A 24,912-nucleotide genomic window follows, 5' to 3' on the forward strand; every position below is an offset into this window, starting at 1 on the left:
CAGCCGCGCTCTGCCCGAACGCCCGTCGCCTCGTGCGGCGGGCGTTCTCGCGCTCGTGGAGCCGTGCGGCTCAGTCGAGGTTGCGGCAGTGCGTCGTGAGCTCGCCGATGCCGTCGATGCCGACGGTGACGGTCGAGCGGTCGCGCAGGAACACCTGCGGATCGCGACTGTAGCCCGCGCCGCCGGGGCTGCCGGTCGAGATGAGGGTTCCCGGCAGCAGCGTGGCCGACTTCGAGAGGTGCGAGATCAGCGTCGCGACGGGACGCACCATCTGCCCGGTCGAAGCATCCTGAAGCGTGTGACCGTCGAGCACCGTCCAGATGTGGAGGTCCTGCGGGTCGGCGACCTCGTCGGCCGTCACGACGTACGGCCCCGTGGGCGTGAAGCCGTCGAACGACTTGCACCGCGACCACTGCGCTTCGGAGTACTGGATGTCGCGCGCCGTGATGTCGTTGACGACCGTGTAGCCCCAGACGTGCGCGAGGGCATCGGCGGGTGCGACGTCCTTCGCGGGTGTGCCGATGATGACGCCGAGCTCGGCTTCGTAGTCGATCGACTCGCTCAGCGTGCGCGGCCACGCGGTCGTGGAGTCGTGGCCCGACAACGAGTTCGGCCAGAGGACGAAGACGGTGGGCGTCGAGTCGGTCTTGAGCCCGAGTTCGCTCGAATGGGCGGCGTAGTTCAGCCCGATCGCGAGGATCACGGGGGGCGCGAGCACCGCCGATGCGAAACGGATGTCGGTGACGGGATGCCGCGGCAGCGCGCTCCGGTCGGCGGTGCGAACCCGATCGAGCAGCTCGTCCCCTCCCGCGATGAGCTCCTCGAGGTACCGGGGTGCGCCGGCGAAGAGATCCTCCACGACGATCGCGTCGCCTTCGTCGATGACCGCGAGGCGAGGCTCTGCGAACCCGGAACGCAGGATGTGGGCGAAGCGCATCCCTCCAAACTACCCGGGTCGCGCGGCACCGTATGCTGTGCGCATGACGAACGCTTCCGGCGAGCGCCCCTCCCTGACCCCGCCGGCGTTCCCGTCGGCACTCGCGCAGCCTCCGCAGCGCGCGGGAGCGAGCATCCCGCCTCCCGCCGCTGCCGTCGCGCCGGTCCCGACGGCCGCCGCTCCGTCGCGTCGCGGGCGTTCCGCGCCCATCTGGGCCGCGGCGCTCCTCGTGCTCGTGCTCATCGGCCTGGTCGGGTACTTCCTCACCGCCATCGGCCCCAGCGCATCACTCGTGGGGATGATCGTCGCGCTCATCCCGCTCGTGGGCGTGCTTTTCGCGATCCGGATCATCGACCGGTGGGAGCCCGAACCACGGGGTCTCGTGATCTTCGCGATCGCGTGGGGAGCGGTGGCGGCGGTGGGCATCGCGCTGGGGGTGGATCTCGTGCTCTCGTTCGTCTTCGGCGCGCGCGACAGCGCCGTGGACGACGCCTTCCGCGCCGTCGTGCAGGCGCCCATCGTGGAGGAGATCGCGAAGGGCCTGGGCGTCTACCTGATCTTCGTCACGGCGCGCCGGGCCTTCGACGGTCCCGTCGACGGCGTCGTCTACGGTGCTCTCGTTGGGGCGGGATTCGCGTTCACCGAGAACATTCAGTACTTCGCGATCAGCTTCATCGAGGGGGGTGTGGCCGACACCGGCGCGACGTTCTTCGTGCGCGGGATCATGTCACCCTTCGCACACGTCATGTTCACGAGCGTGACGGGCTTCGCGCTCGGTCTCGCCGCGCGCCGGGGTGCCCGAGCCGGTCGCGCCTTCGGGCCATGGATGCTGGGGCTGGTCGGCGCGATCGTCCTGCACGCCCTGTGGAACGGCTCGGCGGTCTTCGGCGACTTCTTCGTGCTCTACCTGACCCTGCAGATCCCGCTCTTCGCCGTCTTCATCATCGGCGTCATCGCGTTGCGCCGTGAGGAGACACGACTTACGCACGCGCGCCTGGCCGACTACGCCGCGGCCGGATGGTTCACGCCGCAGGAGGTCGACATGCTCGCCACGTCGGCCGGGCGCCGCACGGCTCTGGAGTGGGCGGGGACGCTGCGCGGCGACCGTCGGCAGGTCATGAAGGGATTCATCGCGGATGCCACCGCGCTCGCCGCCGCGCGGCAGCGCGCGATCTCGGGCCGCGATCCGCACGCCGCCGAAGACGAGCGCGTGCTCCTCTCCCGCACGGCCGCCGCCCGGGCCGCGCTGTTCGCGCCGTGATCTCGTCGAGGTCTTGACAACGCCCGCGGCCGGTCGGCATGCTGGGCACAGGTCAACTCAGCGCCCGGTTTGTTCGCAGGCATCGCCGCGACACCGGGCGCTGAGTCTTGATGTCGACGCGCGCTCGTCCGCGAGAATGGAGCGATGGTCGAAGCCACCGGGGTCCGGATCGCGTGGGATGACATCGCGCCCGAGATCCGTCACGCGGCTGTCGAGCTTCTCGGATCGCCCGTCGTCGAGGCGCGGAGCCAGCGCGGCGGGTTCTCGCCCGGCTCTGCCGATCGCGTCGTGTGCGCCGACGGTCGTCGCGCGTTCGTGAAGACCGCGACCGCGGCCGCCAATCCCGAAGTGCTCTCGATCCATCGACGCGAAGCGGCCGTGAACGGCATCCTTCCCCCGCATCTCCCCGCGCCGCGCATGCTCGGAGCCGTCGACGCGGGGGAGTGGATGCTGCTCGCCTTCGACGACGTCGCCGGCGCGCAGCCTGCCGTGCCGTGGTCCGAGCCCGACATCCGCGCGACGGTCACGGCGCTCGACATCGTGCGCCGGGCGCCGCTCGACGATGAGGCGGTCGCTGTCTTGCCCGCGGCCGATGTCGAGCTCGCCGCCCTCGCCGGGGCCTGGCGGAGCATCGTGACGGACCCCGCGGGCCTGCCCGCAGCGAGCGTTCCCGCCGAAGCCGAAGCGTGGGCCGCCCACGACACCGTCGACGGCATCCACGGCGACGCGCTCGTCCACTACGACATCCGCGCCGACAACATCCTCATCGGCCCGAGCGGTGAAGCCGTGCTCGTCGACTGGCCGTGGGCGGTGCGCGGCGCGGGCTGGATCGACCTCGTCCAGCTGGGATTCAACATCCGGCTGCACGACCCGACGTTCGATGTCGAGAGGCTTGTGGGCGAGCATCCCGCGCTGGACGGTGTCCCGCCCGCGCACGTCACGCGCCTGCTGATCGCCTTCGGCGGCTTCCTGCTCGACAAGTCGCGGGCGCCCGACCCGCCGGGGCTGCCCACCTTGCGGGCGTTCCAGCGCGCGCAGGCGCGCTCGATCCTCGATTGGGTCGCCGAGCGCTCGTCGCGTTGACCCGCCATCCCGGGTCGGGTTGGATGGAACCATGACAGATCGCACAAAGCCCGAGTTCGACGCCCCCGAAGGCCCCGCCCCCACGGAGCTCGTCATCCGCGACATCATCGTGGGCGACGGGGCGGAGGCGAAGCCCGGCGACACCGTGACCGTGCACTACGCCGGCGTGGAGTACGACTCCGGCGAGGAGTTCGACTCCTCCTGGGGCCGTGGCGAGAGCATCCAGTTCCCGCTGCGAGGCCTCATCCAGGGCTGGCAGGATGGCATCCCCGGCATGAAGGAGGGCGGTCGTCGCGAGCTCGTGATCCCGCCGCACCTCGCCTACGGCCCTGCCGGTGGCCACTTCCTCGGCGGCAAGACGCTCGTCTTCATCATCGACCTGATCAAGGTCGGCTGAGAGCTCGTTTCCACGGTGGGGCGGATGCTGCGGCATCCGCCCCACCGTCGTCTTTCCGAGAAAGTTTCCATTCACGGGAATGAATCGATGAGCGCGTGCTGTTGGCACCAGGGAACCTGCCCCATCCATCACGGAGGACACCCCATGACCACGAACACGATCGACATCCCCGGCTACCGCACGGGCACCTGGGTCCTGGACCCCTCGCACAGCGAGGTGGGCTTCGTCGTCCGCCACATGATGATCTCGAAGGTCCGAGGCCACTTCAACCTCAAGAGCGCGACGCTCGTGGCCCCCGAGAACCCCCTCGAGGCGACCGTCGAGGCGCACGTCGACGCGTCGTCGCTGGACACGAAGGACGAGGGCCGCGACCAGCACCTGCGCTCGGCGGACTTCTTCGACGTCGAGACCTACCCGTCGATCGACTTCGTCTCGACCGGTGTGCGCGTCGAGGACGGCGAGTTCCTCGTCGACGGCGACCTCACGATCCGCGGCACGACCAAGCCGGTCACGTTCGAGTTCGACTTCGGCGGCTTCGGCGCCGACCCGTGGGGCAACTACAAGGCCGGCGCGACGGCCAAGACCGTCATCAACCGCGAGGACTTCGGCCTCACCTGGAACGCCGCACTCGAGACCGGCGGTGTGCTCGTCGGCAAGGACGTCACGATCACGCTCGACCTGCAGGGCGCGCACCAGGTCTGACCTGACACGCGAAGGGGGGTGGATGCCGGCATCCACCCCCCTTCGTCGTCTCGCCCGCGATCGCGTCACCCCGAGACGGCGACCGTCTCGCGGATCGCGCTCGCGGACTCGACGAGGTCGGCGTGCACGTGTGCGACGGCGCGCCGCGACACCTTGCGCTCGCGCGTGGAGCCGTCGATCGAGGTGAAGTGCGCGGTCGAGTCGCCATCGCTCAGGTACACGGGCTGCACGATGGTCCAGTCGAGCTCCGATCCGCGCAGCACGCCCTCCTGGATCTCGCTGTCGATGATCTGCGGGCGGATCATCAGCGCGAAGAGAAGACGATCTCCGAGCGTCAGCATGTCGCGGGAGGGGCCGACGCCGTACGACGACTGCACGACGAGGCGATGGATGCCGGCCCGCCGTGCCGCGGTCACGATGGCCGCGGTGCCGCGTGAGCGGATGTCATCGGCGGTGCTCTTGGCGCCCCGCAGGCGCACGCGCAGCGGGGGCTCGGAGATCCCGAGAGTGACGACGATGGCATCATGCCCCGGCAGGAGACGGTCCAGGATTGCGGAGTCGGTCGCGTCGCCGTCGACGCGGTCGAGGCGCGCGCGGGGCTCGAGCCGGGTCGCGCTGCGCGAGAGCGCGGTCACAGCGTGCCCGCGCTCGAGGAGGACGTCGGTGACGGCGCGGCCCGATCCGCCGGTGGCGCCGATGACGAGAATTCGCATGAGGGTGTCCTTTCGGTGGTGGATGCTTCGACTCTGGCGGGCAGACGCTGGATGATCTATCGTCATACGTGCCGAAGATATGATCGTTCGTCCAGGAGGCGTCATGGATCTGCCGTGGGAGCAGCGGGACCCGCTCACCGAGGCGCTGTACCAGGTGCGGATGAGCGGCGCGTTCTACTCGTGGACCGAGGCGTCGGGTGACGGAAGCGTCGCGATGCCCGAGGTGCCGACGACCCTGAGCTTCCACGTCGTCTCGCGAGGGACGGCCTATCTCGAAGTGGACGGCGAGGATCCCGTCGCGGTGAGGGCGGGCGAGATGGCACTCGTGCCTCGGGGGATCGGCCATCGCGTCTCGACATCGGTCGGCGCGCGCCTCCTCGGCAGCGCCGAAGAGCTGCCGCAGACGATGCTCGGCGACCATTTCTCGGTGCTGCGCATCGGACCCGACGACGTGCCGCCGCACCTCTCGATGCTGTGCGGCGTGATCTCGTTCGACTCGCCGGGAGCGCAGCAGGTCCTCGACGTGCTGCCGCGCATCATCCGCGTCGACAGCCGCGACCGTCCGGTGATGGCGGCCCTCGTGCCGCTCCTGTCGAGCGAAGTGGTCGACCCGCGGCCCGGAGGCGAAGCCGTCGCGACGCGGCTGGCCGACGTGCTGGTCATCGAGACCGTCCGGGCCTGGCTCGCGAGCGATCCTGACGTGCAGACGGGATGGCTCGCCGCGCTCCGCGATCCCGAGATCGGCGCCGTCCTGGCTGTGATCCACCGCGAGCCGGGCCGGCCGTGGACGCTCGGGGAGCTCGCGGCGACCGCGGCCATGTCGCGCTCGGCGTTCGCCGCGCGGTTCACCGCCGTAGCGGGCGTCCCCGCCATGAAGTACGTCGCTCAGTGGCGCATGCGCGCAGCGCGGCACCGGCTCGCGGCGGGCGAGACCGTGGCATCCGTCGCCCTCGCCTTCGGCTACGGCTCGGAGGCGGCGTTCAGCCGGGCGTACGCGCGGACGACGGGCGAGACGCCGGGACGGGTGCGTCGACGGGCGGCGTGACGCTCTCGCGGCGCGACAGCGCCCGCAGACGGTCCTGCGCCAGCAGGATGCCCGCGAAGACCACGAGCGCGCCGACCGGCTCGTTCCACGTGATCTCCTCTCCGAGCACGAGGATCCCGAGCGCGACGCCGACGACGGGCGTGATGTACGTGACCGTGGATGCCCGGGTCGGCCCCCACGCGCGCAGCGCGTTCTGATTCCAGATGTACGCGACGCCCGTGCCGAGGCAGCCGAGCAGCACGATGCTGCCGATGATCCACGGGTCGAGCGTGACGGGCGTCAGCACCAGCACGGGTGTCAGGAGGAGCATGATCGCCGCGGCGATGCCGATGTTGAGGAACGAGAAGACGAGCGCGCTCATGCCGGTGTTCGAGACGAACCTGCGCATGTAGGCGAGGCTGAAGCCGTAGCACGCGGTCGCGCCGAGGATCGCGAGCTGAGCGACGAGGCTCTGGTTGAGATCGAGGCCCTGCCAGGGGGCGATGATGACCATGACACCGAGGATGCCGACGAGGATGCCGGCGATCTGCACGGGCTTGAGCTTCTCGACGCGGAAGACCGCCCATGCCATGACGGCGGTCATGATCGGCGTCGTCGCGTTGTAGATGCTCGCGAGTCCGCTCGTGACGTGCTGCTGCGCCCACGAGAAGAGCAGGAACGGCACGACGCAGAACGAGATCGCGAGCACCGTCATGTGCAGCCAGATCCTCAGGCGCCGGGGGAGCGGGTCGCGGCGCAGCGCCACGAAGAGGCCGAGCGTCAGGCCACCGAGCACGAGTCGCGACCAGGCGACCTGAGCGGGGGAGATGCCCGTCAGCGCGACCTTCATGAAGAGGAAGCTCGACCCCCACACGATGCCGCACAGCACGAACTGCACCGCGACGGACGTCGGGGACGGACTGCGCAGGGCGGGGGTGGTCACCCGCCGACTCTAGACCCGGCATCCGACGGCGCAGACGGATCCCGGATGCCGCGTCCGAAATCCGCGCACCCGTGGCCGGATCGCTCCGGTCAGGGGACGGGATGCTCGGCGTCGTAGGCGCGGAAACGCGGGTGCAGGCGCACGAGCGTCGCGACGAGCCCCATGATGAGCAGGCCGCCCAGGAGCGGCGGGAACCAGAGCGCCGTGACCGTCGCGAGGATGCCGGCATAGAGAGCGCCGAGTCGGGGGCCTCCCGTCACGACGACGATGAACACGCCCTGCAGCCGGCCGCGGATCGCATCGGGTACGGCGGCGAGCACCATCGTGTTGCGGAAGATCGAGCTGATGTTGTCGGCGGCGCCGGCGGCGGCGAGCGTGACGACGGCGGCGACAAGGAGCACGACGTTGGGGGTGGCGGCATCCACCGTCTCCGGAGCGAACCACCCGAGCGCGGCGGCGCCGAGCACGAGGCCGAAGGCGAGCATCGCCCCGCCGTACGCGATGATCGCCCGCTCGATGCCGAGTCCCTGCTGCCGCACGCGACCGGTCGGACCGGAGAACAGGCTCGAGAGGAACGCGCCGGCGGCGATGGATGCCGTCAGCACGCCGGTCGTGATCGGCCCGCCGCCCAGCAGCAGCGCTCCGATCGCGGGGAACAGAGCGATCGGGTGGCCGAAGGTCATCGCGACGATGTCGAGGACGAACTGCAGCCGGATGTTGCCGGCGCTCCTGAGGAACCGCCATCCGTCTCTGAGCGACTCGAGCCCCGGTCGGACGATCTCGCCTTCGGGCTTGATGCTCGGCAGGGTCCAGAGCCCGAGGAACAGACTGAGCATGAGCACGACGTCGATCGTGTACGTCCACGCGTAGCCCGAGACGGCCACGAGCACGCCGGCCAGAGCCGGTCCGCCCATGACCATGATCCCCATCGTGATGCCGCCGAGAGCCGAGGCCGCGGGAAGCAGGTCGCGCGGGATGAGCCGCGGCACGATCGACTGACGCGCCGCCATGACGATGGAGTTGGCGGCGGAGTTGACCACCGACAGCGCGTAGAGCCACCACACCGTCTCGAGCTGACCCCAGGCGAGGATCGCCAGGAGCAGCGTCGAGGCGAACGTGACGGTGGCGGCGAGGAGCGCGACGCGCCGGCGGTCGAAGGCGTCGGCCAACATCCCGCCGTAGAGGCCCGCGAGGATCATGGGGACGAGACCCGCGACGGCGACCATCGCGACGGCGAAGGTCGACTGCGTGAGGTCGTACATGTGCAGCATGATCGCGACGATCGTGAGCTGCCCCCCGAGGCCCGCGAGGGTCGAGCCGATCCACATGCGCGCGAACGCGGGACTCACCTGGAACGGCCGCAGGTCGATGAAGTGGTCGCGGCGCAGGCGCGCCACTAGCGGGCTCGGAAGGGGTGGGTCATCCATCGATGCTATCCACCGTCGGGGATTCGCCCGCCCCTCGGGCTGCTGGTAGACTCTTGAGGTTGCCGTTCGATCGGCCGCGGATGAAGAGAGCTCGCACATCAGGTGACGGGCGCCGCGCAATGAAGAGGAAGGGGATCCCATCTATGGCACTCGAAGCAGACGTCAAGAAGGCGATCATCGAAGAGTACGCGACGCACCCCGGTGACACCGGATCCCCCGAGGTGCAGGTCGCGATGCTGACGCAGCGCATCAAGGACCTCACCGAGCACCTCAAGGAGCACAAGCACGACCACCACTCGCGTCGTGGTCTGTTCCTCATGGTCGGTCAGCGCCGTCGCCTCCTGGGTTACCTCCAGGAGATCGACATCAACCGCTACCGTTCGCTCATCGAGCGACTTGGTCTTCGCCGCTAAGCAGCGACTGAGCGTATATCGCGCAGAACATTCTTGAAGAAGGCCTCCCCAGGTGTGGGGAGGCCTTCTTGCTGTCTGCGGGGGAGGATCAGGATGCCGCGCTGCGCGCCGCGACCAGGTCCGGGTGGTGGATCGCCGCGACGTCCGGATGCGCGCGCAGGCGGGACTTGAGCGCGTTCTCGCCGTAGAGGGCGTGGATCGGGTTGGTCGGGTCCTGCGTCACCCCGCGCGCTTCGGCGGCGAGCTCCGCGGGCAGCTCGATGATCGGCAGCCGTGCGTCGAGCGCGGGATTGAAGAAGAACGGCACCGAGATGCGGTAGTCGGGCGCCTTCGGCGAGATGACGCGATGGTTCGTCGCGGTGAGGTATCCCTGCGTCGCGTACTCCAGCAGCTCGCCGATGTTGACGACGAACGCACCGGGGACGGACGGGGCATCCACCCACTCGCCGTCGCGCTGGACCTGCAGCCCGCCCTTGCCCGGCTCGACCCACAGGAGGGTCAGGACGCCCGAGTCCTTGTGGGCGCCGACGCCCTGCTGCGGGGTCGGGTCCGCCTTGCCCGGGTACTTCACGATCTTGATGAGCGTCGACGGGTCGCCGAAGTGGCGGTCGAAGTAGTCCTCGGGTGCGCCCAGGGCCAGGGCCCACGCGCGCAGCAGCTTGCGGGCGACTCCCGACAGGTGGTCGTGCCACTCGGCGACGACCTCCCGCAGCTCGGGCTGAGCGGACGGCCACAGATTCGGCCCCGTGAGGCGGAAGAAGTCGGGCGCATCGGGGTCGGTGATCGCTTCGCGCTCCGGGCCGATGTCGATCTGCTCGCGCCAGTCGACCTTGCCCTGCGTCCGTTCGCCCCCGACGCGGGTGTAGCCGCGGAAGTGCGGGCTCGTGACGTTCTCGATCGCGAGCTTGTCGGCCTCGGGCAGCGCGAAGAAGTCGAGGGCGGCCCGGTGCAGACGGTCCTCGAGCTCCGGCGTCACGCCCGTGCCGGTGAGATAGAAGAATCCGACGTCGTGCGTCGCGTCGCGGAGGTCGTCTCGGAAGCGGGCGGCCTCGTCGGGGCCCTGATCGAGGCGCGAGAGGTCGAGGATCGGCAGGTTCAGCGCGGTCATTCGTCGAGCGTAAAGCGGACCGCGCGTCGTCGGGCCTTTTGTTACGGGATGCCACATGCCGGCCGATTTGAGGCCTCGGTGCCGTCGGAGTAAGGTCAGGCTTGCCTAATTTCAGTCCTCCCTCATTTCGAGAAGATCCCCCGTGCTCGCGACGTTCCTCATCGGCCTCCGTGAAGGCCTCGAAGCCGCGCTCGTCGTCGGCATCCTCGTCGCCTACCTGAAGCGCCTCGATCGCCGGGACGTCCTGCCGCGGCTGTGGGCGGGTGTCGGTCTCGCCGTCGTCCTCGCGCTGGCGATCGGGGCCATCCTGACGTTCGGCGCATACTCGCTGACATTCGAGGCGCAGGAGCTCATCGGCGGGCTCCTGTCGCTCCTGGCGGTCGGCATGGTCACCTGGATGATCTTCTGGATGCAGAAGACCGCGCGCACGATGAAGCGATCGCTCGAGGGCGGGATAGACAGGGCGCTCGCCACCGGCGGACTCTGGGCGATCGTCGCCATCGGCTTCGTGTCGGTCGCACGGGAGGGCATCGAGACGACACTGCTGCTGTGGTCGATGGTCCAGTCGTTCGGCGACGTTCCGGCGAACCTCACGGGAGCGATCCTCGGCCTGCTCGCCGCGGTCGTGATCGGCTGGCTTCTCGCCCGAGGGATGGTGCGCATCGATCTGCGGGTCTTCTTCACGTGGACGGGCGCGTTCCTGATCGTCGTCGCCGCAGGAGTCCTCGCGTACGCGATCCACGACCTGCAGGAGGCCGGCGCCCTGCCTGGTCCCTTCGGCCCGCTGGCGCCGATCGATCCGCTCACCGGCGCCGTCGCGGTCGGGTGGACGGGCTTCCCGTTCGGCTTCGCATTCGACCTCACCGCGGTCATCCCGCCGACGACTCCGCTCGCCGCCGTGCTGCAGGCGACGATCGGCTTCATGCCGCGGATGACCTGGCTCCAGGTCATCGCCTGGACGCTCTACATCGTCACGGTCGGGATCGTATGGCTGCGCGGCATCCGTCGCCCTTCGGCCGCCGCCTCGTCGCCGGTGTCCGTTTCCTCCACTCAGCAAGGAGCCCCATGAGAACCCATCGCCTCCTCGTCGCCGCCGTCCTGGCAGGCGCCGGCGCGCTCGTCCTCGCAGGATGCGTCGCGAAAGCCGACGTCGCCGCGTCCGACGCGCTGACGGTCACCTCGACCGCCGACGGCTGCGCGGTGTCGGCCGCCACGGCGACGAGCGGCACACTCGCGTTCGACGTCACGAACGCGGGCGACGAGGTGACGGAGTTCTACCTCCTCGCCGACGACGGTCTGCGGATCGTCGGCGAGGTCGAGAACATCGCGCCCGGGGCATCCCGCACCCTCACGGTCGTCGCGCAGCCGGGGGAGTACTTCACACTCTGCAAGCCGGGCATGCTCGGAGAGGGCGTCGGGCGCAGCGGATTCTCGGTGTCGGGCGACGCGGTCGCGCTCGATGGGGAGGACGCTGAGCTCAAGCAGCAGGCCGTCGACCTCTATGCGGCCTTCGTGAAGGACCAGGTCGAGAATCTCGTGCCGCAGGTCGACGCGCTCGTGACGGCCTACGAATCGGGCGACGACGCGACGGCCAGGACGCTGTTCCCCCAGGTGCGCGCGTACTACGAGCGCATCGAGCCGATCGCCGAGGCACTCGGCGACCTCGACCCGAAGATCGACTACCGCGAGGTCGACGCCGTCGCCGAGGGCCTCGACTGGACGGGTTTCCACCGCATCGAGAAGGACCTCTGGGTGCCCGCGCAGGACGCGCTCAACGCCGACGGCGAGACGCCCGCGTGGCAGGATTGGGCGCCCTCGACCCCCGAGGAGCGCGCATCCTTCGGCGACCAGCTGGTCAGCGACGTCGCCGAGCTCGACGCGTACGTGCACTCCGACGACTTCCGGTCCACCCTCGACGATCAGGGAGTCGCGGGTCTCTCGAACGGTGCGATCGCCCTTCTCGACGAGGTCGCGACCGGCAAGATCACGGGCGAGGAGGACTGGTGGTCGGGCACGGACCTGTGGGACTTCGCAGCCAACGTCGAGGGGTCGAAGATGGCCTTCTCGCTCGTGGAGGAACTCGCTCGGGCCAAGGGCGACGAGGGCGCGGCACTCGTGGACGACATCGACGCCGGGTACACGGCACTCGAGGCGTCCCTCGCCACGCACGGGTCGCTGGCCTCCGGATTCGTCTTGTACCCGCAGCTGACCGACGCCGACAAGCGCGAGCTCACCGATCTGCTCAACGCGCTCGCCGAGCCGCTCTCGCAGCTCACCGTGACCGTTCTGGAGTGATGTGACCGAGGCATCGTCCCCTCCCGCCCCGGCTCCCGATGAGGGGGCGGGGGTCTCGCGGCGCGGACTCTTCGGCCTCGCGATCGGTGCGGGCGCTGCGGGCCTCGCGGTGGGCGCGGGCGCAGGGGCGACGGCCGGCGTCGCGGTCGGTCGTGCGCGAGCGGAGGATGCCGCGGCATCCGTCTACGACTTCTACGGCGCGCATCAGGCGGGCATCACGACGCCCGTGCAGGATCATCTGCACTTCGCGTCGTTCGACATGATGGCCCGGACCGATCGCGACGACCTCGTCGCGCTGCTGCAGGACTGGACGTATGCCGCATCGCGCATGACGCAGGGCCTCGACGTCAGCGCCACCGGCGCGGTCGGCGGCTCGCCCGAAGCGCCGCCGGACGACACGGGGGAGGCGCAGGGGCTGACGGCAAGCGGACTGACGATCACGTTCGGGTTCGGCCCCACGCTCTTCGAGCTCGACGGCGTCGATCGCTACGGTATCGCGGCGCGCCGGCCGCCGGGCCTCGAGAGGCTGCCGGCGTTCCTCGGCGACGACCTCGACCCCGCGGAGTCGGGGGGCGACCTGTTCGTGCAGGCGTGCGCCGACGATCCGCAGGTCGCGGTGCACGCCGTGCGCAATCTCAGCCGGATCGCCTTCGGTCGCGCGCGGCTGCGGTGGTCGCAGCTCGGCTTCGGGCGCACGTCGCGCACGACGGCCGCGCAGGCCACTCCGCGCAACCTCTTCGGGTTCAAGGACGGCACGGCGAACATCCTCGCGAGCGACTCGGCTGCGCTCGACGAGCACGTGTGGGTCGCGGCATCCGACGACCCCGCGTGGATGGCGGGCGGGTCGTACCTCGTCGCCCGCAAGATCGCGATGCTGATCGAGACGTGGGACCGCGTGCGTCTCTCGGAGCAGAACGCGATCGTCGGCCGCGACAAGGGCGAAGGGGCTCCGCTGTCGGGCGGCGACGAGTTCACGGAGCCCGATCTCGCGGCGAAGGATGCCTCGGGCGCCGACGCGATACCCGCGAGGAGCCATGTGCGGCTGGCGCATCCGGACTCCAACGGAGGCACGCGGATCCTCCGTCGGGGCTACAACTACGTCGATGGCAACAACGATCTGGGCCGCCTCGACGCGGGGCTGTTCTTCCTGTCCTATCAGCGCGCGCCCGAGCAGTTCGTGCGCCTGCAGCGTGCCCTGTCGACGGACGTGATGAACGAGTATCTGCGCCACGTCGGCTCGGGGGTGTGGGCGGTGCCGCCCGGGGCGATCCCGGGTTCCTTCGTCGGGGCGGGGCTGTTCGCCTGACGGTGTGCCCGCGTCAGCCGTTCTGGCGCGGGTCGGCCGGGAGGACGCGCGGCGCCTCGCGAGGGCGTCGCGACCCCGTCGGATCGTTGCGGCGGCCCTCGCGCCCGGCGAGCGTGGGATCGCCGAACAGCCAGCCGGGGCGGGGTTCGACCAGGGGCCGGAAGACCGTCCGCACGGGCTTGGTCGCCAGGCCCAGCGCGATGAGGACGGATGCGACGACCACGATGGGCAGCCACAGCCACGTCGGATCGAGGTCGCGCAGCACACCCGACTCGCGGAACGGGTACAGCACGAACGAGTGCAGGAGGTAGACGTACATCGTGTACTGCCCGAAGTGCGTCCAGAAGTGCGTGCGTCGCGGCACCAGGGCGAAGAACGCCGCCGAGAGCACGATCGCGACCGCCATCAGCGCGAGACGCACCCCGCCGGCCCACCACTGCGTGCCGCCGATCGAGGAGTAGTTCTCGTCGTAGAAGAGCCATTCGCGCAGGTTCATGGCGCGGAAGTCGTCGATGAAGACCCACGCGATGAGCCCCGCCACGACGAACAGTCCGCCGCCGGCCGCGAACACCCACCACGGGCGGTCGCGCAGCAGTCGGAGCCGATCGACGATGTCGTGCTCGCGCAGCCACCACCCGAGCGTGAAGAACGGGAGGAGGCCGAGCGTGCGCGAGAGGGAGAAGGTCGAGTCGAGGTTGGGCAGGTAGCCGGCGCCGATCGAGATCGCGAGCGTCCACAGCAGCGGCCAGCGCAGGAGCGCGAGATAGGGGAGCACGAGCCGGAAGATCCCGAGCGCGAGCAGGAACCACAGCGTCCACGACGGCTCGGTGAGGTTGGGGTTGGCCTGCCCCTCGACGAGCCACTTCGTGAGGGTCCAGATGCCTTCGAAGATGACGTAGGGCACGAGGATGTCGGTGATGACGCGCGCCATCTGCCGCTTCGACGGCGAATCCGACTTCGAGAAGTAGCCCGAGATGATCGCGAACGCCGGCATGTGGAACGCGTAGACGACGAGATAGAGGCCGAGCGCGATGTCGGAGTCGTACGTCAGCCGCTGCGTCGCGTGCCCGAGCACGACGAGCACGATGCACGCGAAGCGCGCGTTGTCCCAGAACGGCACGCGGCGCTTTGCGCGCGGCGTACGTGTCGTTCCCGTGGTCGGGGGCGGAGTCGGTTCAGTCATGAGGCCCTGTCACCCTATCCTGGGGGCACCCCCGGATCGAAGGAGATCGCATGCCCGACGCCCCCGTCCTGTCCGTGTCGACCGGAGCTGTGCGCGGCGTGACGACGGACGGGGTCGACCGTTTCCTGGGCATCCCGTACGCAGCGCCCCCGTTCGGCGCGCTCCGGTACGAGCGCCCGCAGCCGCCCGCGGCGTGGGACGGGGAACGGGATGCCACGGCCTTCGGCCCCACGGCTGCGCAGGCGCCCTACGGCGGAGGTCTCGAGAACTACCTCCCGACCGTCGAGATCCCGGGCGAGGACATCCTGACGGCGAACGTGTGGGCCCCCGGGGGCAGCGGGCTCCCCGTGCTCGTCTTCGTGCACGGCGGCGCGCTGACGCGCGGCTCGGCGGCCCTCGACGCATACGACGGCACGACGTTCGCCCGTCACGGCATCGTCTACGTGTCGGTGCAGTATCGGCTGGGGCAGGAGGGCTTCGCCGTGCTGGGCGACGTGCCGCAGAATCTGGGCGTGCTCGACGTCGAGGCGGCCCTGCGCTGGGTGCGCACCGAGATCGTCGCGTTCGGAGGCGACCCGTCGAACATCACGGTGATGGGACACTCCGCCGGCGCGAACGTGCTCGCCGCCGCCCTCGCGCTGCCGCACGCGAAAGAGCTCTTCGATCGAGCGATCCTGCAGAGCGGACCGCTCGTCGCGCAGCCGCCGAAGAAGGCCGCGCGCATGACGCTCGAGGTCGCGAAACGGCTCGGGATCCCGGCATCCCGCGACGCCTTCTCCCATGAGAGCGCGGCGAAGCTCGTCCAGACGCAGACGGCCATCGCGGCGGGCGGCTCGCCCCTCGGCGGCGGCCCGACCGTGGCGCTCGCGATCGGCGGCGACGCCGTGCCCGTGAACCCGCTCGATGCGCTGCTGGCAGGTGCGAGCCGCGGCATCCCGGTCCTCATCGGCTCGACGAGCGAGGAGTACCGCCTGTGGTTCGTGCCGAGCGGCGCGCTCGACAGGATCCGCCGGGCGACGCTCACGATCGCTCGACTCGCGGCGGGCGTGCCCGCGCGCGTCGTGCGGGCGCATCGCCGCAGACGACCCGACGCGGCGCCGGGCGAGGTGCTCGGCGAGATCGTCGGCGACATGCTGCTGCGCGGGCCGCTCACGCGCTTCGCAGACAGCCGCGTCGGCGCCGAGGCCGGCACGTGGGTGTACGAGTTCCGCTGGCGCAGCCCCGTCGGCGGCCTCGGTGCGGCGCACGGCATGGAGCTCGGCTTCGTCTTCGACGCGATCGGCACTCCCGACGCGATCGCGCTCGCCGGCGACGATGCCCCGCAGCGCCTCGCCGACGCGATGCACTCCGCCTGGGTGTCGTTCGTGGTGGACGGCGATCCCGGGTGGGAGGCGTGGTCGCCACGGCGCCCGGTGCAGGCGTTCGACGCGGACGGCGGGCACATCGACTACGCGCCGCGCGCGGACGAACTCGCGGGGCTCCCCACGCGGTAGTCTCGACGTCGCCATGACGACGATCGATCCCGCAGTCGCCCTCGACCAGGACATCCCCGACATCGATTGGCATGTCTTCCCCGCGGGCACGGTGCGCGACGCCTTCGCCGCGCCGAGCGGTCTCCTCGCCCGGACGACGCTCGGACCGGCGGGAACCGAACGTGTCGTCCTGGTCCCGGGCGTGGCCGGGTCGAAAGAGGACTTCGTCCGCATCTTCCCGTTGCTCGCCGACGCCGGGTACCGCGTCGAGTCGTACGACATCGCAGGACACTGGGAGTCGGTGGATGCCGGGCCCGAGCACCTCGATCCGCCGCGCGAGAGCTACGACCGTCAGCTCTACGTCGACGATCTGATCGCGATCCTCGAGGACGGCGACGGGCCCGCGCACGTGCTCGGCTACAGCTTCGCCGGTCTGGTCGCCGAGCTCGGCCTCGTGCAGCGCCCCGACCTCTTCCGCAGCCTGACGCTCATGGCGGCGCCGCCGGCTGTCGGGCAGGTGTTCCGCGGGGTCAAGCACATCGGTCCGATCTCCGACATGCCGCCGCACCGCGCCGCCGGACTGATCCTGTGGGGCATCCGCTACAACCTCAACCGCACGCCCCCGCAGCGCATCGCCTTCGTGCGCGAGCGCCTCGCCGTGACCAAGCGGGCCGCGATCGACGACGTCGTCGCCGTCATGATGACGATGCCCGACATCGTCGCGGAGGTCGCGGCATCCCCCGTCCCGAAGCTCATCGCGGTCGGCGAGAGCGACCTGTGGCCCCTCGCGCAGCACGCGGAGTACGCCGAGCGCATCGGCGCGACCCTCGCCGTCTACGCGACGGGCCACGCGCCGTGCGAGACCGCACCGCATCAGCTGGTGCGCGACATGCTCGGGATGTTCGCGCACGCGTCGCGGGAATAGATTCGACCCACAGGCGTTCTACGAGATACATTCATTTGCATAGAACCGCCGACGGAGACCCCGACGGCGCAGAAGCGGAGAGATCGTGAACGACACCACCACGTGGCCCGGGATGCAGTTCGGCATCTTCACGGTGAGCGACATCACTGAGGACCCCACCGACGGTCGCACGCCCAGCGAGGCCGAGAAGATCCGCAACACGATCACGCTCGCCAAGCACGCCGAGGACGTCGGACTCGACGTCTTCGCCCTGGGGGAGCACCACAACCCGCCGTTCTGGTCGTCGTCGCCCACGACGACCCTCGCCTACATCGCCGCCCAGACCGAGCGGCTCATCATGTCGACCGCGACGACGCTGATCACGACGAACGACCCGGTGAAGATCGCCGAGGACTTCGCGATGCTGCAGCACGTATCCGGCGGTCGCGCCGACCTCATGCTCGGCCGCGGCAACACCGGACCCGTCTATCCGTGGTTCGGCCAGGACATCCGCCAGGGACTGCCTCTCGCGATCGAGAACTACAACCTGCTGCACCGCCTGTGGCGCGAGGACGTCGTGGACTGGGAGGGCAAGTTCCGCAGCCCGCTGCAGGGGTTCACGTCGACGCCCCGCCCCCTCGACGGCGTCGCGCCGTTCGTCTGGCACGGGTCGATCCGCACGCCCGAGATCGCCGAGCAGGCCGCGTACTACGGCGACGGCTTCTTCGCCAACAACATCTTCTGGCCCAAGGAGCACTACCAGCGCCTCGTCACGCTCTACCGTCAGCGCTTCGCGCACTACGGCCACGGCACGCCCGAGCAGGCGATCGTCGGCCTCGGCGGTCAGGTGTTCATGGCGGCGAAGTCGCAGGACGCCGTCGCGCAGTTCCGTCCCTACTTCGACAACGCGCCCGTGTACGGCCACGGCCCGAGCCTCGAGGACTTCAGCGAGATGACCCCGCTCACGGTGGGTTCGCCGCAGCAGGTCATCGACCGCTACGCCGCGATGCGCGAGACGTTCGGCGACTACCAGCGTCAGCTCTTCCTCATCGACCACGCGGGGCTCCCGCTCAAGACGGTGCTCGAGCAGCTCGACATCCTGGGCGGCGAGGTCGTGCCCGTGCTGCGCAAGGAGCTCGCGAAGGACCGTCCGGCGGAGGTTCCGGATGCCCCGACCCACGCGAACCTCGTCGCGGCGGCCGGCGGCGCGCGCGAGGCGCGGCCCAACCCGAACCGCGGCGACAACCTGACGGGCGCCTCGCCCTACCAGGACACCCCCGTCAAGGCGGGTTCGTCGTTCGGCGCCGCCGCGACGAGGACGGTGGCCTGACATGACCACGGCACGTCGCATCGCGGTCGTCTCGGCAGGGCTGTCCAACCCCTCGTCGACGCGTCTGCTCGCCGACCGGATGGTCTCGGCCACCGTGGCGCAGCTCGCGGAACAGGGCATCGAGGCGGAGGCCGACGTGTTCGAGCTGCGCGACTACGCGCATGACATCACGAACAATCTGCTGACGGGCTTCGCGCCTCCGGCGCTCGAGTCGATGATCAACACCGTCGTCTCGGCCGACGCCGTCATCGCCGTGACCCCGATCTTCTCGACGAGCTACTCGGGGCTGTTCAAGTCCTTCATCGACGTCCTCGACCCCGACGCGCTCACGGGTAAGCCCGTGCTCATCGGTGCGAACGCGGGCACGGCGCGGCACTCGCTCGCGATCGACTACGCGATCCGGCCGCTCTTCGCCTACCTCCACGCCGAGCCGGTCTCGACGGGCGTGTTCGCCGCGTCGAGCGACTGGGGAGCCTCGGGCGACCAGGTCGCGCCGCTCGGCGAGCGGATCGATCGCGGCGCGCGCGAACTCGCCGAGGCGATCGTGCGCAAGCAGCCGGCGGCATCCAGCGATCCCTTCGATCCCGCCAACTATCTCGGCGAGGGTCGCTCGTTCGGGCATCTGCTGGGCGGTCTCGCGGGGGAGTAGACCGACCCGCTCCCAGGGGGCCCTGGTACGGTCGGGCGACGGAGTCGGTTCGGCCCCCGAAACGGGAAGAGGCCTCGTGGCTCCCCAGCATCCCCTCACTCTCGGCGTCGTCGGCTCGTCCTTGAAGCCCGACGAGAAGCGGGTGCCGATCCACCCCGGGCACCTCGAGCGGATCCCCGACGAGCTGCGCCCGCGAGTGCTTCTGGAGAGCGGCTACGGCGAGCGGTTCGGGATCCACGACGATGAACTCCGCCCGCTCGTGGGCGGGATCGTCGACCGTGCCGAGCTGTTCGCGACCGCCGACGTGCTGCTGCTGCCCAAACCCCAGCATGCCGATCTGCACGAGATGCGTGACGGACAGGTGCTCTGGGGATGGCCGCACCTCGTGCAGGACCAGACCATGACCCAGCTCGCTCTCGACAAGCGCCTCACGGTCATCGCCTTCGAGGCGATGAACCACTGGGGGAGCGACGGCACGTTCGGGCTGCACGTCTTCCACATGAACAACGAGATCGCCGGATACTGCTCCGTGCTCCACGCGCTGCAGCTGTGCGGCTCGACGGGCGACTACGGCCGCCGACTGACGGCGGTCGTCATCGGATTCGGAGCGACCGCCCGCGGCGCCGTCACCGCCCTGCGCGCCCACGGCGTGCACGACGTGCGCGTGCTCACGAACCGTGCGACGGCGTCGGTCGCCGCTCCGATCCACGCGGCGCAGATCATCCAGTTCGACCACGACGGGCCGTATCTGAGCGAGGTCATCACCGACGAGGGGCGCGTGCCGCTGGCGCCGTTCCTGGCAGAGAGCGACATCGTCGTCAATTGCACGCTGCAGGACCCCAACCGTCCGCTGCTGTACCTCAAGGACGACGATCTCGGAGCCTTCCGCCCGGGCAGTCTCATCGTCGACGTGTCCTGCGACGAGGGCATGGGGTTCGAGTGGGCGCGGCCGACGAGTTTCGCCGATCCCATGTTCACGGTGGGCGGCAGCATCAACTACTACGCCGTCGATCACAGCCCGTCCTACCTGTGGAACTCCGCGAGCTGGGAGATCAGCGAAGCGCTCCTCGGGTTCCTTCCGACCGTGATGGCCGGGCCCGAGGCCTGGCGCGACGACGAGACCCTGTCGCGCGCGATCGAGGTCCGAGACGGTGACGTGCGCAACGAGGCGATTCTCGAGTTCCAGTACCGCGAGGCCGAACCGCCGTACGCCGTCCGCGCCGACTGACGCGCGGTCAGAGGGCGATGTCGGCGGAAGAGCCGAGTTCGCGCCACCCACGCGGTCGGGCCGCGCTCGCGTCGAGGACGTCGGCATCGACGAGAGGGCCGAGTTCGAGGCGCGCGCGCTCGGCGATGTCCGCAATGGGCGTCTGGAACGTGCGGAATGCGCCGAGCGGGGCGACCGTGGCCGCCTCATCGACGAGGTCGCTCTGGTCGAGCACGAACCCCGTGGCCGCGAGGATGCCGTCGTCGATCCATGCGGCGATCTTCCAGAACATGCGCGGGATCCGGATGCCGCGGTACGGCGGATCCTCGGCATCCAGCACCGGCGCGGTGAAGACCGAGATCCGGAGGTCTGCGGCATCCGCGTATGCGAGGACGTGGTCCTCGAGACCGAGCCAGAGCTCCTTCGACTGGTTGAACGCCGCCGCCTGCGGCGCAGCGTTGGGGTAGGCGAAGGTCGCCTCGGTCGCTTCCCGCGCCTCGGCTGCGGTGCCCCACCCCGGATCGCGGCGGCGCACGAGGTGTCCGCGGTCGAGGTCGTTGCGGGCATAGACCTCTGGCCCGGTCTGCTCCGCGGCGGGCACCCGCTCGTCGAGGTGCCAGTCGCCCGTGCGCGCGACATCCCGCAGCGCGGCACCGTCGATGTTCACGCCGGTCACCGCGGCGAGCCGCCGCTCCGGGTCGAGCGCGACCGAGAACCGCGGGTAGTCGAGCAGCCGCGTCTCCCCGGCCGCAGCGGGCAGCGGCACGGTCGCTTCGAGGAATCGCTCGTCGTAGCCCATGCATCCATCCTGTCGCCCGCCACCGACCCCGCGCGTGCGGGACGGCGTACTTTCCTGACGACACGCCGGGCTCGGGATGCCGCGTGACGGCGTGTCGCGGAGAACTCCCGACGCTGTGCACGCCCGCAGGTCAGCGCCAGCGGTACTCGGTCTCGGGCCGGCCGACCTTGCCGTAGCGCGGGACGCGCTCGGCGCGGCCGCTGTCGACGAGGTGCTCGAGGTAACGACGCGCGGCGACCCGCGACATCCGGAGCCGCTCGGCCGTCTCGGTCGCGGAGGCAGGGCCGTGCAGTCGCACGTCGCCGCTCACGAGCTCGAGCGTCTCGGGCGAGAGGCCCTTGGGCGGGGCCGCGGCGACCGCGGGACGCAGCGCCGAGAGCAGGGCGTCGATCTCGGCCTGCGTCGCCTCGCCCGCCGAGGCGTGCATGCGAGCGCGATAGTCGCGGTACTGCTCCAGCCGATCGCGGAAGGTCGGGAACGCGAAAGGCTTCACGAGATACTGCGCCGCCCCGAGCGCGACGACCTGCCGGACGACGTCGGCGTCGCGCACGCCCGTGATCGCGATGACGTCGACATCGGCGGCACGGGCACGCAGGTGCCGGAGCACGTCGAGACCCGTGCCGTCGGGCATCGTCATGTCGAGCAGGACGAGATCGATCGGCTCGGCGCCCCCATCGGGCTCGATGATCCGCGCGAGCGCCGCGCGCGCCCCGGCGCACTCAGCCACGACCTGGAAGCCGTCCAGTCGCTCGATGTACGAGCGGTGCAGCTCGAGCGTGAGGGCCTCGTCGTCGACCAGCGCGACGTTGATCATGCCGGTGCTCCCGACGGCAGGACCGCACGGAACGTCGTGGGCGATCCGTCCTCGAGCTCGAGCGTTCCGCCGATGTCGTCGATGACCGCGCGGGCCAGAGCCAACCCCACGCCGCGGCCCGCGGCGTCGGCCGGCTTCGTCGAGAATCCGCGTTCGAAGATGCGCTCCCGCAGCGCCGGGTCGACGCCGTCGCCGGAGTCCATGACGACCAGAGCGAGCGCCCCCGGGGCGGGTGTCATCGAAACGCGCACCCAGCGCGGCTCCGGGCCGGCCGCCGCCGCGTCGAGGGCGTTGTCGATGAGGTTGCCGACGACGGCGACCGCGTCGATGGGTGTGAGGAGCGATCGCGGTGCATCGGAGTGGATGTCGGCCGACCATGCGATTCCCCGCTCGCGCGCCTGCGCGGCCTTGCCGAGGAGGAGCGCCCCGACGGTCGGATCGCCTTGGGTCCGCGCGGCGACCTGGTCGACGAGCGCCTGGCTCTGACTCACCGACTCGGTCAGCAGGTCGACGGCCTCGTCGCTGCGGCCGAGCTCGATGAGCGCGACCGCGGTGTGCATGCGGTTGCCGTGCTCGTGCGTCTGGGCACGGAGCGCGTCACCGAGGGTCCGCATCGACTCGGCCGACGCGAGCGTGTCGCGCACGGCACCGGCGGGCAGGTCGCCCGTCACGCGGCGGGTGGCCCGTCGCGCGAGGACAGCGCCGATGTAGCCCGCTACGACGAGGGCCGCGGCGACGGCGACCGCGACGAGGATGCGGGGCAGGGCGGATGCCGTGATGCTCCCGATCGTGACACCCGCCGACACCCAGCCCACGAGTTCGCCGTCGTCGACGATGGGCGCGATCGTGCGGATCGACGGACCGAGGGTGCCCGCGAACTCCTCCGTCAGCGCCGTCTCGGATTCGGGGATCGTGCCGAGATAGTGCTTGCCGATCTGGTCGAGGTCGCGGTGGGTGATGCGGATGCCCGAGGTGTCCATGATCGTCACGAAGTCGATCCGGGCGTCGGCCATGACGTCCTCGGCGAGCGGCTGCAGACGTCCGGTCGGGTCGTCCGCGGTCACGCCCGTGATGACGTCGGGGGTGTGGGCGAGCGTCTGAGCGACCGCCTGCGTGACGCGCTCGGCCTCGGCGCGCGCGGCGCGCTGGCTCTCGAGCAGCAGAAGGCCCGCGGTGAGCAGGGCGAGGATGACGACGGCGGCGATGAGGGCGACGAAGACGCGGGATGCCGCGCTCCGCCCTTGCGTCCGAGCCACGTCGCCCGCCTCTCCGGGCGCTGCCGTGCGCCCGGCATCCATCCGACCACACATGCCGGTCCGCGGCGAGCGACCAATACGACCACAACTCCGTGCCCACTCGGATCGCGCCGAGAGTGGAGCCACCGCCGAAGATGGCGGACTCGAACAACGACCGTTCACCTCGGAGGCGACCATGGCTCTCACGACATCCTCGTTCAAGCTCCCCGGCTACAACTGGCGCCGCGGCAAGACCTCGTGGGACAGACACACCTGGCTCTACGTGTCGGTCATCATCGCCGTCGTGCTGGGCGCCGCCGTCGGCCTCATCTGGCCGTCGTTCGCCGAGACCCTCGAGCCGATCGGCAAGGCGTTCGTCAACCTCATCAAGATGATGATCGCGCCGATCATCTTCTGCACGATCGTCGTGGGCGTCGGGTCGATCGCGAAGGCGGCGACCGTCGGCAAGATCGGCGGGCTGGCGCTGCTGTACTTCATGATCATGACGACGTTCGCGCTGTTCATCGGCCTCGTCGTCGGCAACATCATCCACCCGGGTGAGGGCCTCGACATGACGAGCGCGACGTACGACACGTCCGACCTCAAGGCGAAGACGACGACCGAGTTCATCATGGGCATCATCCCGACGACGTTCTTCTCGGCGTTCACGGGTGAGAGCGTGCTGCAGGTGCTCTTCATCGCGCTGCTCGTGGGGTTCGCTCTGCAGCAGCTCGGCAAGAAGGGCGAGCCGATCATGTTCGCCGTCAAGCAGCTGCAGATCCTCGTGTTCCGCATCCTCGGCATGATCCTGTGGCTCGCACCCCTCGGTGCGTTCGGCGCGATCGCGGCCGTCGTCGGCAAGACCGGGTTCGCGGCGATCGTGAGTCTCGGCATCCTGATGATCGCGTTCTACATCACCTGCGCGCTGTTCATCTTCGGCATCCTCGGCACGATGCTCTACGCCGTCGCGCGCATCAACATCTTCGGCCTCATGAAGTACCTCGCCCGCGAGTACCTGCTGATCGTCGGCACGTCGTCGTCGGAATCCGCGCTTCCGCGCCTCATCGCCAAGATGGAGCACCTCGGCGTCTCGAAGCCCGTCGTGGGCATCACGGTGCCGACCGGATACTCGTTCAACCTCGACGGCACGGCGATCTACCTGACGATGGCGTCCCTGTTCATCGCGGCCGGCATGGGCACGCCGATGTCGATCCCCGAGCAGGTCGGTCTCCTCGTCTTCATGGTCATCGCCTCGAAGGGCGCCGCCGGCGTCACGGGAGCGGGGCTCGCGACCCTCGCGGGCGGTCTGCAGGCCTTCCGCCCCGACCTGGTCAACGGCGTCGGCGTCATCGTCGGCATCGACCGCTTCATGTCCGAGGGTCGCGCGATCACGAACTTCACCGGCAACGCGGTCGCGACGGTGCTCATCGGCACCTGGACGAAGGAGTTCGACAAGGACCAGGCGCGTGCCGTGCTCGCGGGGCAGCGCCCGTTCGACGAGTCGACTCTCGCGGGCGACGGTCACGACGGCATGTCGACGTCGACGGATGCCGTGGGCACGATCGGTCTCGAAGAGGCCGCGGTGACCGAGGCCGCCGCGAAGGAGGAGCGCCTGCGCGAGCGCGAGCGCGTCGCCGGCATCCACTGATCCGCCCTTCCGAGGCCTGTCCTGTCATCGGGGCAGGCCTCGTCGCGTGCACAGCGTCGGGG

The 24,912-nt window shown here is 70.1% G+C and carries 24 protein-coding genes; 15 read left to right on the forward strand and 9 right to left on the reverse strand.

All coding sequences use genetic code 11. From position 1 onward, the window contains the following. Positions 1-70 precede the first annotated feature (70 nt). Positions 71-937 carry a fumarylacetoacetate hydrolase family protein gene (locus ACTIFV_RS17155; RefSeq protein ID WP_439594021.1) on the reverse strand — a complete coding sequence of 289 codons (867 nt, stop codon included), beginning with the start codon at positions 935-937 and terminating at the stop codon, positions 71-73. 43 nt (positions 938-980) lie between these two features. Here ACTIFV_RS17155 and ACTIFV_RS17160 point away from each other — a divergent pair, with 43 nt between their 5' ends. The 4 genes from ACTIFV_RS17160 (at position 981) to ACTIFV_RS17175 (ending at position 4,380) form a co-directional block, all read left to right on the forward strand. Next, the gene (locus ACTIFV_RS17160) at positions 981-2,198 is read left to right on the forward strand and encodes a PrsW family intramembrane metalloprotease (protein WP_439594022.1); all 1,218 of its coding nucleotides are present in this window, start codon (positions 981-983) and stop codon (positions 2,196-2,198) included. 144 nt (positions 2,199-2,342) lie between these two features. Next, positions 2,343-3,281 (forward strand): hypothetical protein, encoded by a 939-nt coding sequence (locus ACTIFV_RS17165; protein WP_439594023.1) that lies wholly within the window; start codon positions 2,343-2,345, stop codon positions 3,279-3,281. Positions 3,282-3,312: 31 nt separating this feature from the next. Continuing rightward, positions 3,313-3,678: an FKBP-type peptidyl-prolyl cis-trans isomerase gene (locus tag ACTIFV_RS17170; protein WP_439594024.1), complete on the forward strand. Its 366-nt coding sequence runs from the start codon at positions 3,313-3,315 to the stop codon at positions 3,676-3,678. Between the two features lie 144 nt (positions 3,679-3,822). Next, positions 3,823-4,380, forward strand: a complete 558-nt coding sequence (locus tag ACTIFV_RS17175) for a YceI family protein (RefSeq protein ID WP_439594025.1) — start codon at positions 3,823-3,825, stop codon at positions 4,378-4,380. Positions 4,381-4,445: 65 nt separating this feature from the next. On the opposite strand, the gene ACTIFV_RS17180 is transcribed toward ACTIFV_RS17175, so the two are convergent. Beyond that, positions 4,446-5,093, reverse strand: a complete 648-nt coding sequence (locus ACTIFV_RS17180) for an NAD(P)-dependent oxidoreductase (RefSeq protein ID WP_439594026.1) — start codon at positions 5,091-5,093, stop codon at positions 4,446-4,448. 103 nt (positions 5,094-5,196) lie between these two features. Between ACTIFV_RS17180 and ACTIFV_RS17185 the strand changes: the two genes are divergently transcribed. After that, positions 5,197-6,138 (forward strand): cupin domain-containing protein, encoded by a 942-nt coding sequence (locus ACTIFV_RS17185; RefSeq protein WP_439594027.1) that lies wholly within the window; start codon positions 5,197-5,199, stop codon positions 6,136-6,138. Here ACTIFV_RS17185 and ACTIFV_RS17190 read toward each other — a convergent pair. Both ACTIFV_RS17190 and ACTIFV_RS17195 read right to left on the reverse strand, forming a co-directional pair. Next, positions 6,074-7,060 carry a DMT family transporter gene (locus ACTIFV_RS17190; protein ID WP_439594028.1) on the reverse strand — a complete coding sequence of 329 codons (987 nt, stop codon included), beginning with the start codon at positions 7,058-7,060 and terminating at the stop codon, positions 6,074-6,076. The two genes, ACTIFV_RS17185 and ACTIFV_RS17190, sit on opposite strands and share 65 nt — an antisense overlap. A gap of 89 nt (positions 7,061-7,149) precedes the next feature. Beyond that, positions 7,150-8,487 carry an MFS transporter gene (locus ACTIFV_RS17195; protein WP_439594029.1) on the reverse strand — a complete coding sequence of 446 codons (1,338 nt, stop codon included), beginning with the start codon at positions 8,485-8,487 and terminating at the stop codon, positions 7,150-7,152. Positions 8,488-8,630: 143 nt separating this feature from the next. Between ACTIFV_RS17195 and rpsO the strand changes: the two genes are divergently transcribed. Then, on the forward strand, positions 8,631-8,900 hold the full coding sequence (rpsO, locus tag ACTIFV_RS17200; RefSeq protein ID WP_248147377.1) for a 30S ribosomal protein S15: 270 nt from the start codon (positions 8,631-8,633) through the stop codon (positions 8,898-8,900). 88 nt (positions 8,901-8,988) lie between these two features. Here the strand turns inward: rpsO and ACTIFV_RS17205 are convergent, their stop codons facing one another. Then, on the reverse strand, positions 8,989-10,008 hold the full coding sequence (locus ACTIFV_RS17205) for an isopenicillin N synthase family dioxygenase (protein WP_439594030.1): 1,020 nt from the start codon (positions 10,006-10,008) through the stop codon (positions 8,989-8,991). Positions 10,009-10,150: 142 nt separating this feature from the next. Between ACTIFV_RS17205 and efeU the strand changes: the two genes are divergently transcribed. The 3 genes from efeU to efeB are packed head-to-tail and all read left to right on the forward strand — an operon-like array spanning position 10,151 to position 13,609. Then, complete coding sequence (gene efeU, locus ACTIFV_RS17210) at positions 10,151-11,077, forward strand: iron uptake transporter permease EfeU (protein WP_439594031.1); 927 nt, start codon at positions 10,151-10,153, stop codon at positions 11,075-11,077. Beyond that, a complete protein-coding gene (gene efeO, locus ACTIFV_RS17215; protein ID WP_439594032.1) occupies positions 11,074-12,303 on the forward strand; it encodes an iron uptake system protein EfeO in 1,230 nt (409 codons plus the stop codon). Before efeU ends, efeO begins: the two co-directional genes overlap by 4 nt. 1 nt (position 12,304) lies before the next feature. Further along, positions 12,305-13,609, forward strand: a complete 1,305-nt coding sequence (gene efeB, locus ACTIFV_RS17220; RefSeq protein ID WP_439594033.1) for an iron uptake transporter deferrochelatase/peroxidase subunit — start codon at positions 12,305-12,307, stop codon at positions 13,607-13,609. A 13-nt stretch (positions 13,610-13,622) separates the two neighbouring features. Here the strand turns inward: efeB and ACTIFV_RS17225 are convergent, their stop codons facing one another. Beyond that, on the reverse strand, positions 13,623-14,792 hold the full coding sequence (locus ACTIFV_RS17225; RefSeq protein ID WP_439594034.1) for an acyltransferase family protein: 1,170 nt from the start codon (positions 14,790-14,792) through the stop codon (positions 13,623-13,625). Between the two features lie 50 nt (positions 14,793-14,842). Between ACTIFV_RS17225 and ACTIFV_RS17230 the strand changes: the two genes are divergently transcribed. The 5 genes from ACTIFV_RS17230 (at position 14,843) to ACTIFV_RS17250 (ending at position 20,375) form a co-directional block, all read left to right on the forward strand. Continuing rightward, a complete protein-coding gene (locus tag ACTIFV_RS17230) occupies positions 14,843-16,285 on the forward strand; it encodes a carboxylesterase/lipase family protein (RefSeq protein WP_439594035.1) in 1,443 nt (480 codons plus the stop codon). 13 nt (positions 16,286-16,298) lie between these two features. Further along, positions 16,299-17,189 (forward strand): alpha/beta fold hydrolase, encoded by an 891-nt coding sequence (locus tag ACTIFV_RS17235; protein WP_439594036.1) that lies wholly within the window; start codon positions 16,299-16,301, stop codon positions 17,187-17,189. A 112-nt stretch (positions 17,190-17,301) separates the two neighbouring features. Continuing rightward, the gene (locus ACTIFV_RS17240; RefSeq protein ID WP_439594116.1) at positions 17,302-18,498 is read left to right on the forward strand and encodes an LLM class flavin-dependent oxidoreductase; all 1,197 of its coding nucleotides are present in this window, start codon (positions 17,302-17,304) and stop codon (positions 18,496-18,498) included. Between the two features lies 1 nt (position 18,499). Next, on the forward strand, positions 18,500-19,147 hold the full coding sequence (locus ACTIFV_RS17245) for an FMN reductase (protein ID WP_439594037.1): 648 nt from the start codon (positions 18,500-18,502) through the stop codon (positions 19,145-19,147). 76 nt (positions 19,148-19,223) lie between these two features. Continuing rightward, positions 19,224-20,375: a N(5)-(carboxyethyl)ornithine synthase gene (locus tag ACTIFV_RS17250; RefSeq protein WP_439594038.1), complete on the forward strand. Its 1,152-nt coding sequence runs from the start codon at positions 19,224-19,226 to the stop codon at positions 20,373-20,375. A gap of 7 nt (positions 20,376-20,382) precedes the next feature. Here ACTIFV_RS17250 and ACTIFV_RS17255 read toward each other — a convergent pair whose 3' ends face one another. The 3 genes from ACTIFV_RS17255 to ACTIFV_RS17265 form a co-directional block, all read right to left on the reverse strand. Beyond that, positions 20,383-21,153, reverse strand: a complete 771-nt coding sequence (locus ACTIFV_RS17255) for a DNA/RNA non-specific endonuclease (RefSeq protein WP_439594039.1) — start codon at positions 21,151-21,153, stop codon at positions 20,383-20,385. Positions 21,154-21,283: 130 nt separating this feature from the next. Next, the gene (locus ACTIFV_RS17260; RefSeq protein WP_439594040.1) at positions 21,284-21,967 is read right to left on the reverse strand and encodes a response regulator; all 684 of its coding nucleotides are present in this window, start codon (positions 21,965-21,967) and stop codon (positions 21,284-21,286) included. Beyond that, positions 21,964-23,223, reverse strand: coding sequence for an ATP-binding protein (locus tag ACTIFV_RS17265; RefSeq protein ID WP_439594041.1), 1,260 nt, complete (start codon positions 23,221-23,223; stop codon positions 21,964-21,966). Before ACTIFV_RS17265 ends, ACTIFV_RS17260 begins: the two co-directional genes overlap by 4 nt. Positions 23,224-23,398: 175 nt before the next feature. On the opposite strand from ACTIFV_RS17265, the gene ACTIFV_RS17270 reads away from it, so the two are divergent. Continuing rightward, positions 23,399-24,850, forward strand: coding sequence for a cation:dicarboxylate symporter family transporter (locus tag ACTIFV_RS17270; protein ID WP_439594042.1), 1,452 nt, complete (start codon positions 23,399-23,401; stop codon positions 24,848-24,850). Positions 24,851-24,912: the final 62 nt, after the last annotated feature.

This window comes from Microbacterium sp., assembly GCF_051860965.1.
Taxonomy (GTDB): Bacteria; Actinomycetota; Actinomycetes; order Actinomycetales; family Microbacteriaceae; genus Microbacterium.

Coding starts and splice junctions, on each gene's coding strand:
- ACTIFV_RS17185 (WP_439594027.1), top strand. CDS start 5,197: ATGGATCTGCCGTGGGAGCAGCGGGACCCGCTCACCGAGGCGCTGTAC.
- ACTIFV_RS17270 (WP_439594042.1), top strand. CDS start 23,399: ATGGCTCTCACGACATCCTCGTTCAAGCTCCCCGGCTACAACTGGCGC.
- rpsO (WP_248147377.1), top strand. CDS start 8,631: ATGGCACTCGAAGCAGACGTCAAGAAGGCGATCATCGAAGAGTACGCG.
- ACTIFV_RS17180 (WP_439594026.1), bottom strand. CDS start 5,093: ATGCGAATTCTCGTCATCGGCGCCACCGGCGGATCGGGCCGCGCCGTC.
- ACTIFV_RS17245 (WP_439594037.1), top strand. CDS start 18,500: ATGACCACGGCACGTCGCATCGCGGTCGTCTCGGCAGGGCTGTCCAAC.
- ACTIFV_RS17230 (WP_439594035.1), top strand. CDS start 14,843: ATGCCCGACGCCCCCGTCCTGTCCGTGTCGACCGGAGCTGTGCGCGGC.
- ACTIFV_RS17175 (WP_439594025.1), top strand. CDS start 3,823: ATGACCACGAACACGATCGACATCCCCGGCTACCGCACGGGCACCTGG.
- ACTIFV_RS17235 (WP_439594036.1), top strand. CDS start 16,299: ATGACGACGATCGATCCCGCAGTCGCCCTCGACCAGGACATCCCCGAC.
- ACTIFV_RS17165 (WP_439594023.1), top strand. CDS start 2,343: ATGGTCGAAGCCACCGGGGTCCGGATCGCGTGGGATGACATCGCGCCC.
- efeO (WP_439594032.1), top strand. CDS start 11,074: ATGAGAACCCATCGCCTCCTCGTCGCCGCCGTCCTGGCAGGCGCCGGC.
- ACTIFV_RS17240 (WP_439594116.1), top strand. CDS start 17,302: ATGCAGTTCGGCATCTTCACGGTGAGCGACATCACTGAGGACCCCACC.
- ACTIFV_RS17205 (WP_439594030.1), bottom strand. CDS start 10,008: ATGACCGCGCTGAACCTGCCGATCCTCGACCTCTCGCGCCTCGATCAG.
- ACTIFV_RS17255 (WP_439594039.1), bottom strand. CDS start 21,153: ATGGGCTACGACGAGCGATTCCTCGAAGCGACCGTGCCGCTGCCCGCT.
- ACTIFV_RS17225 (WP_439594034.1), bottom strand. CDS start 14,792: ATGACTGAACCGACTCCGCCCCCGACCACGGGAACGACACGTACGCCG.
- ACTIFV_RS17195 (WP_439594029.1), bottom strand. CDS start 8,487: ATGGATGACCCACCCCTTCCGAGCCCGCTAGTGGCGCGCCTGCGCCGC.
- ACTIFV_RS17170 (WP_439594024.1), top strand. CDS start 3,313: ATGACAGATCGCACAAAGCCCGAGTTCGACGCCCCCGAAGGCCCCGCC.
- ACTIFV_RS17160 (WP_439594022.1), top strand. CDS start 981: ATGACGAACGCTTCCGGCGAGCGCCCCTCCCTGACCCCGCCGGCGTTC.
- ACTIFV_RS17260 (WP_439594040.1), bottom strand. CDS start 21,967: ATGATCAACGTCGCGCTGGTCGACGACGAGGCCCTCACGCTCGAGCTG.
- ACTIFV_RS17155 (WP_439594021.1), bottom strand. CDS start 937: ATGCGCTTCGCCCACATCCTGCGTTCCGGGTTCGCAGAGCCTCGCCTC.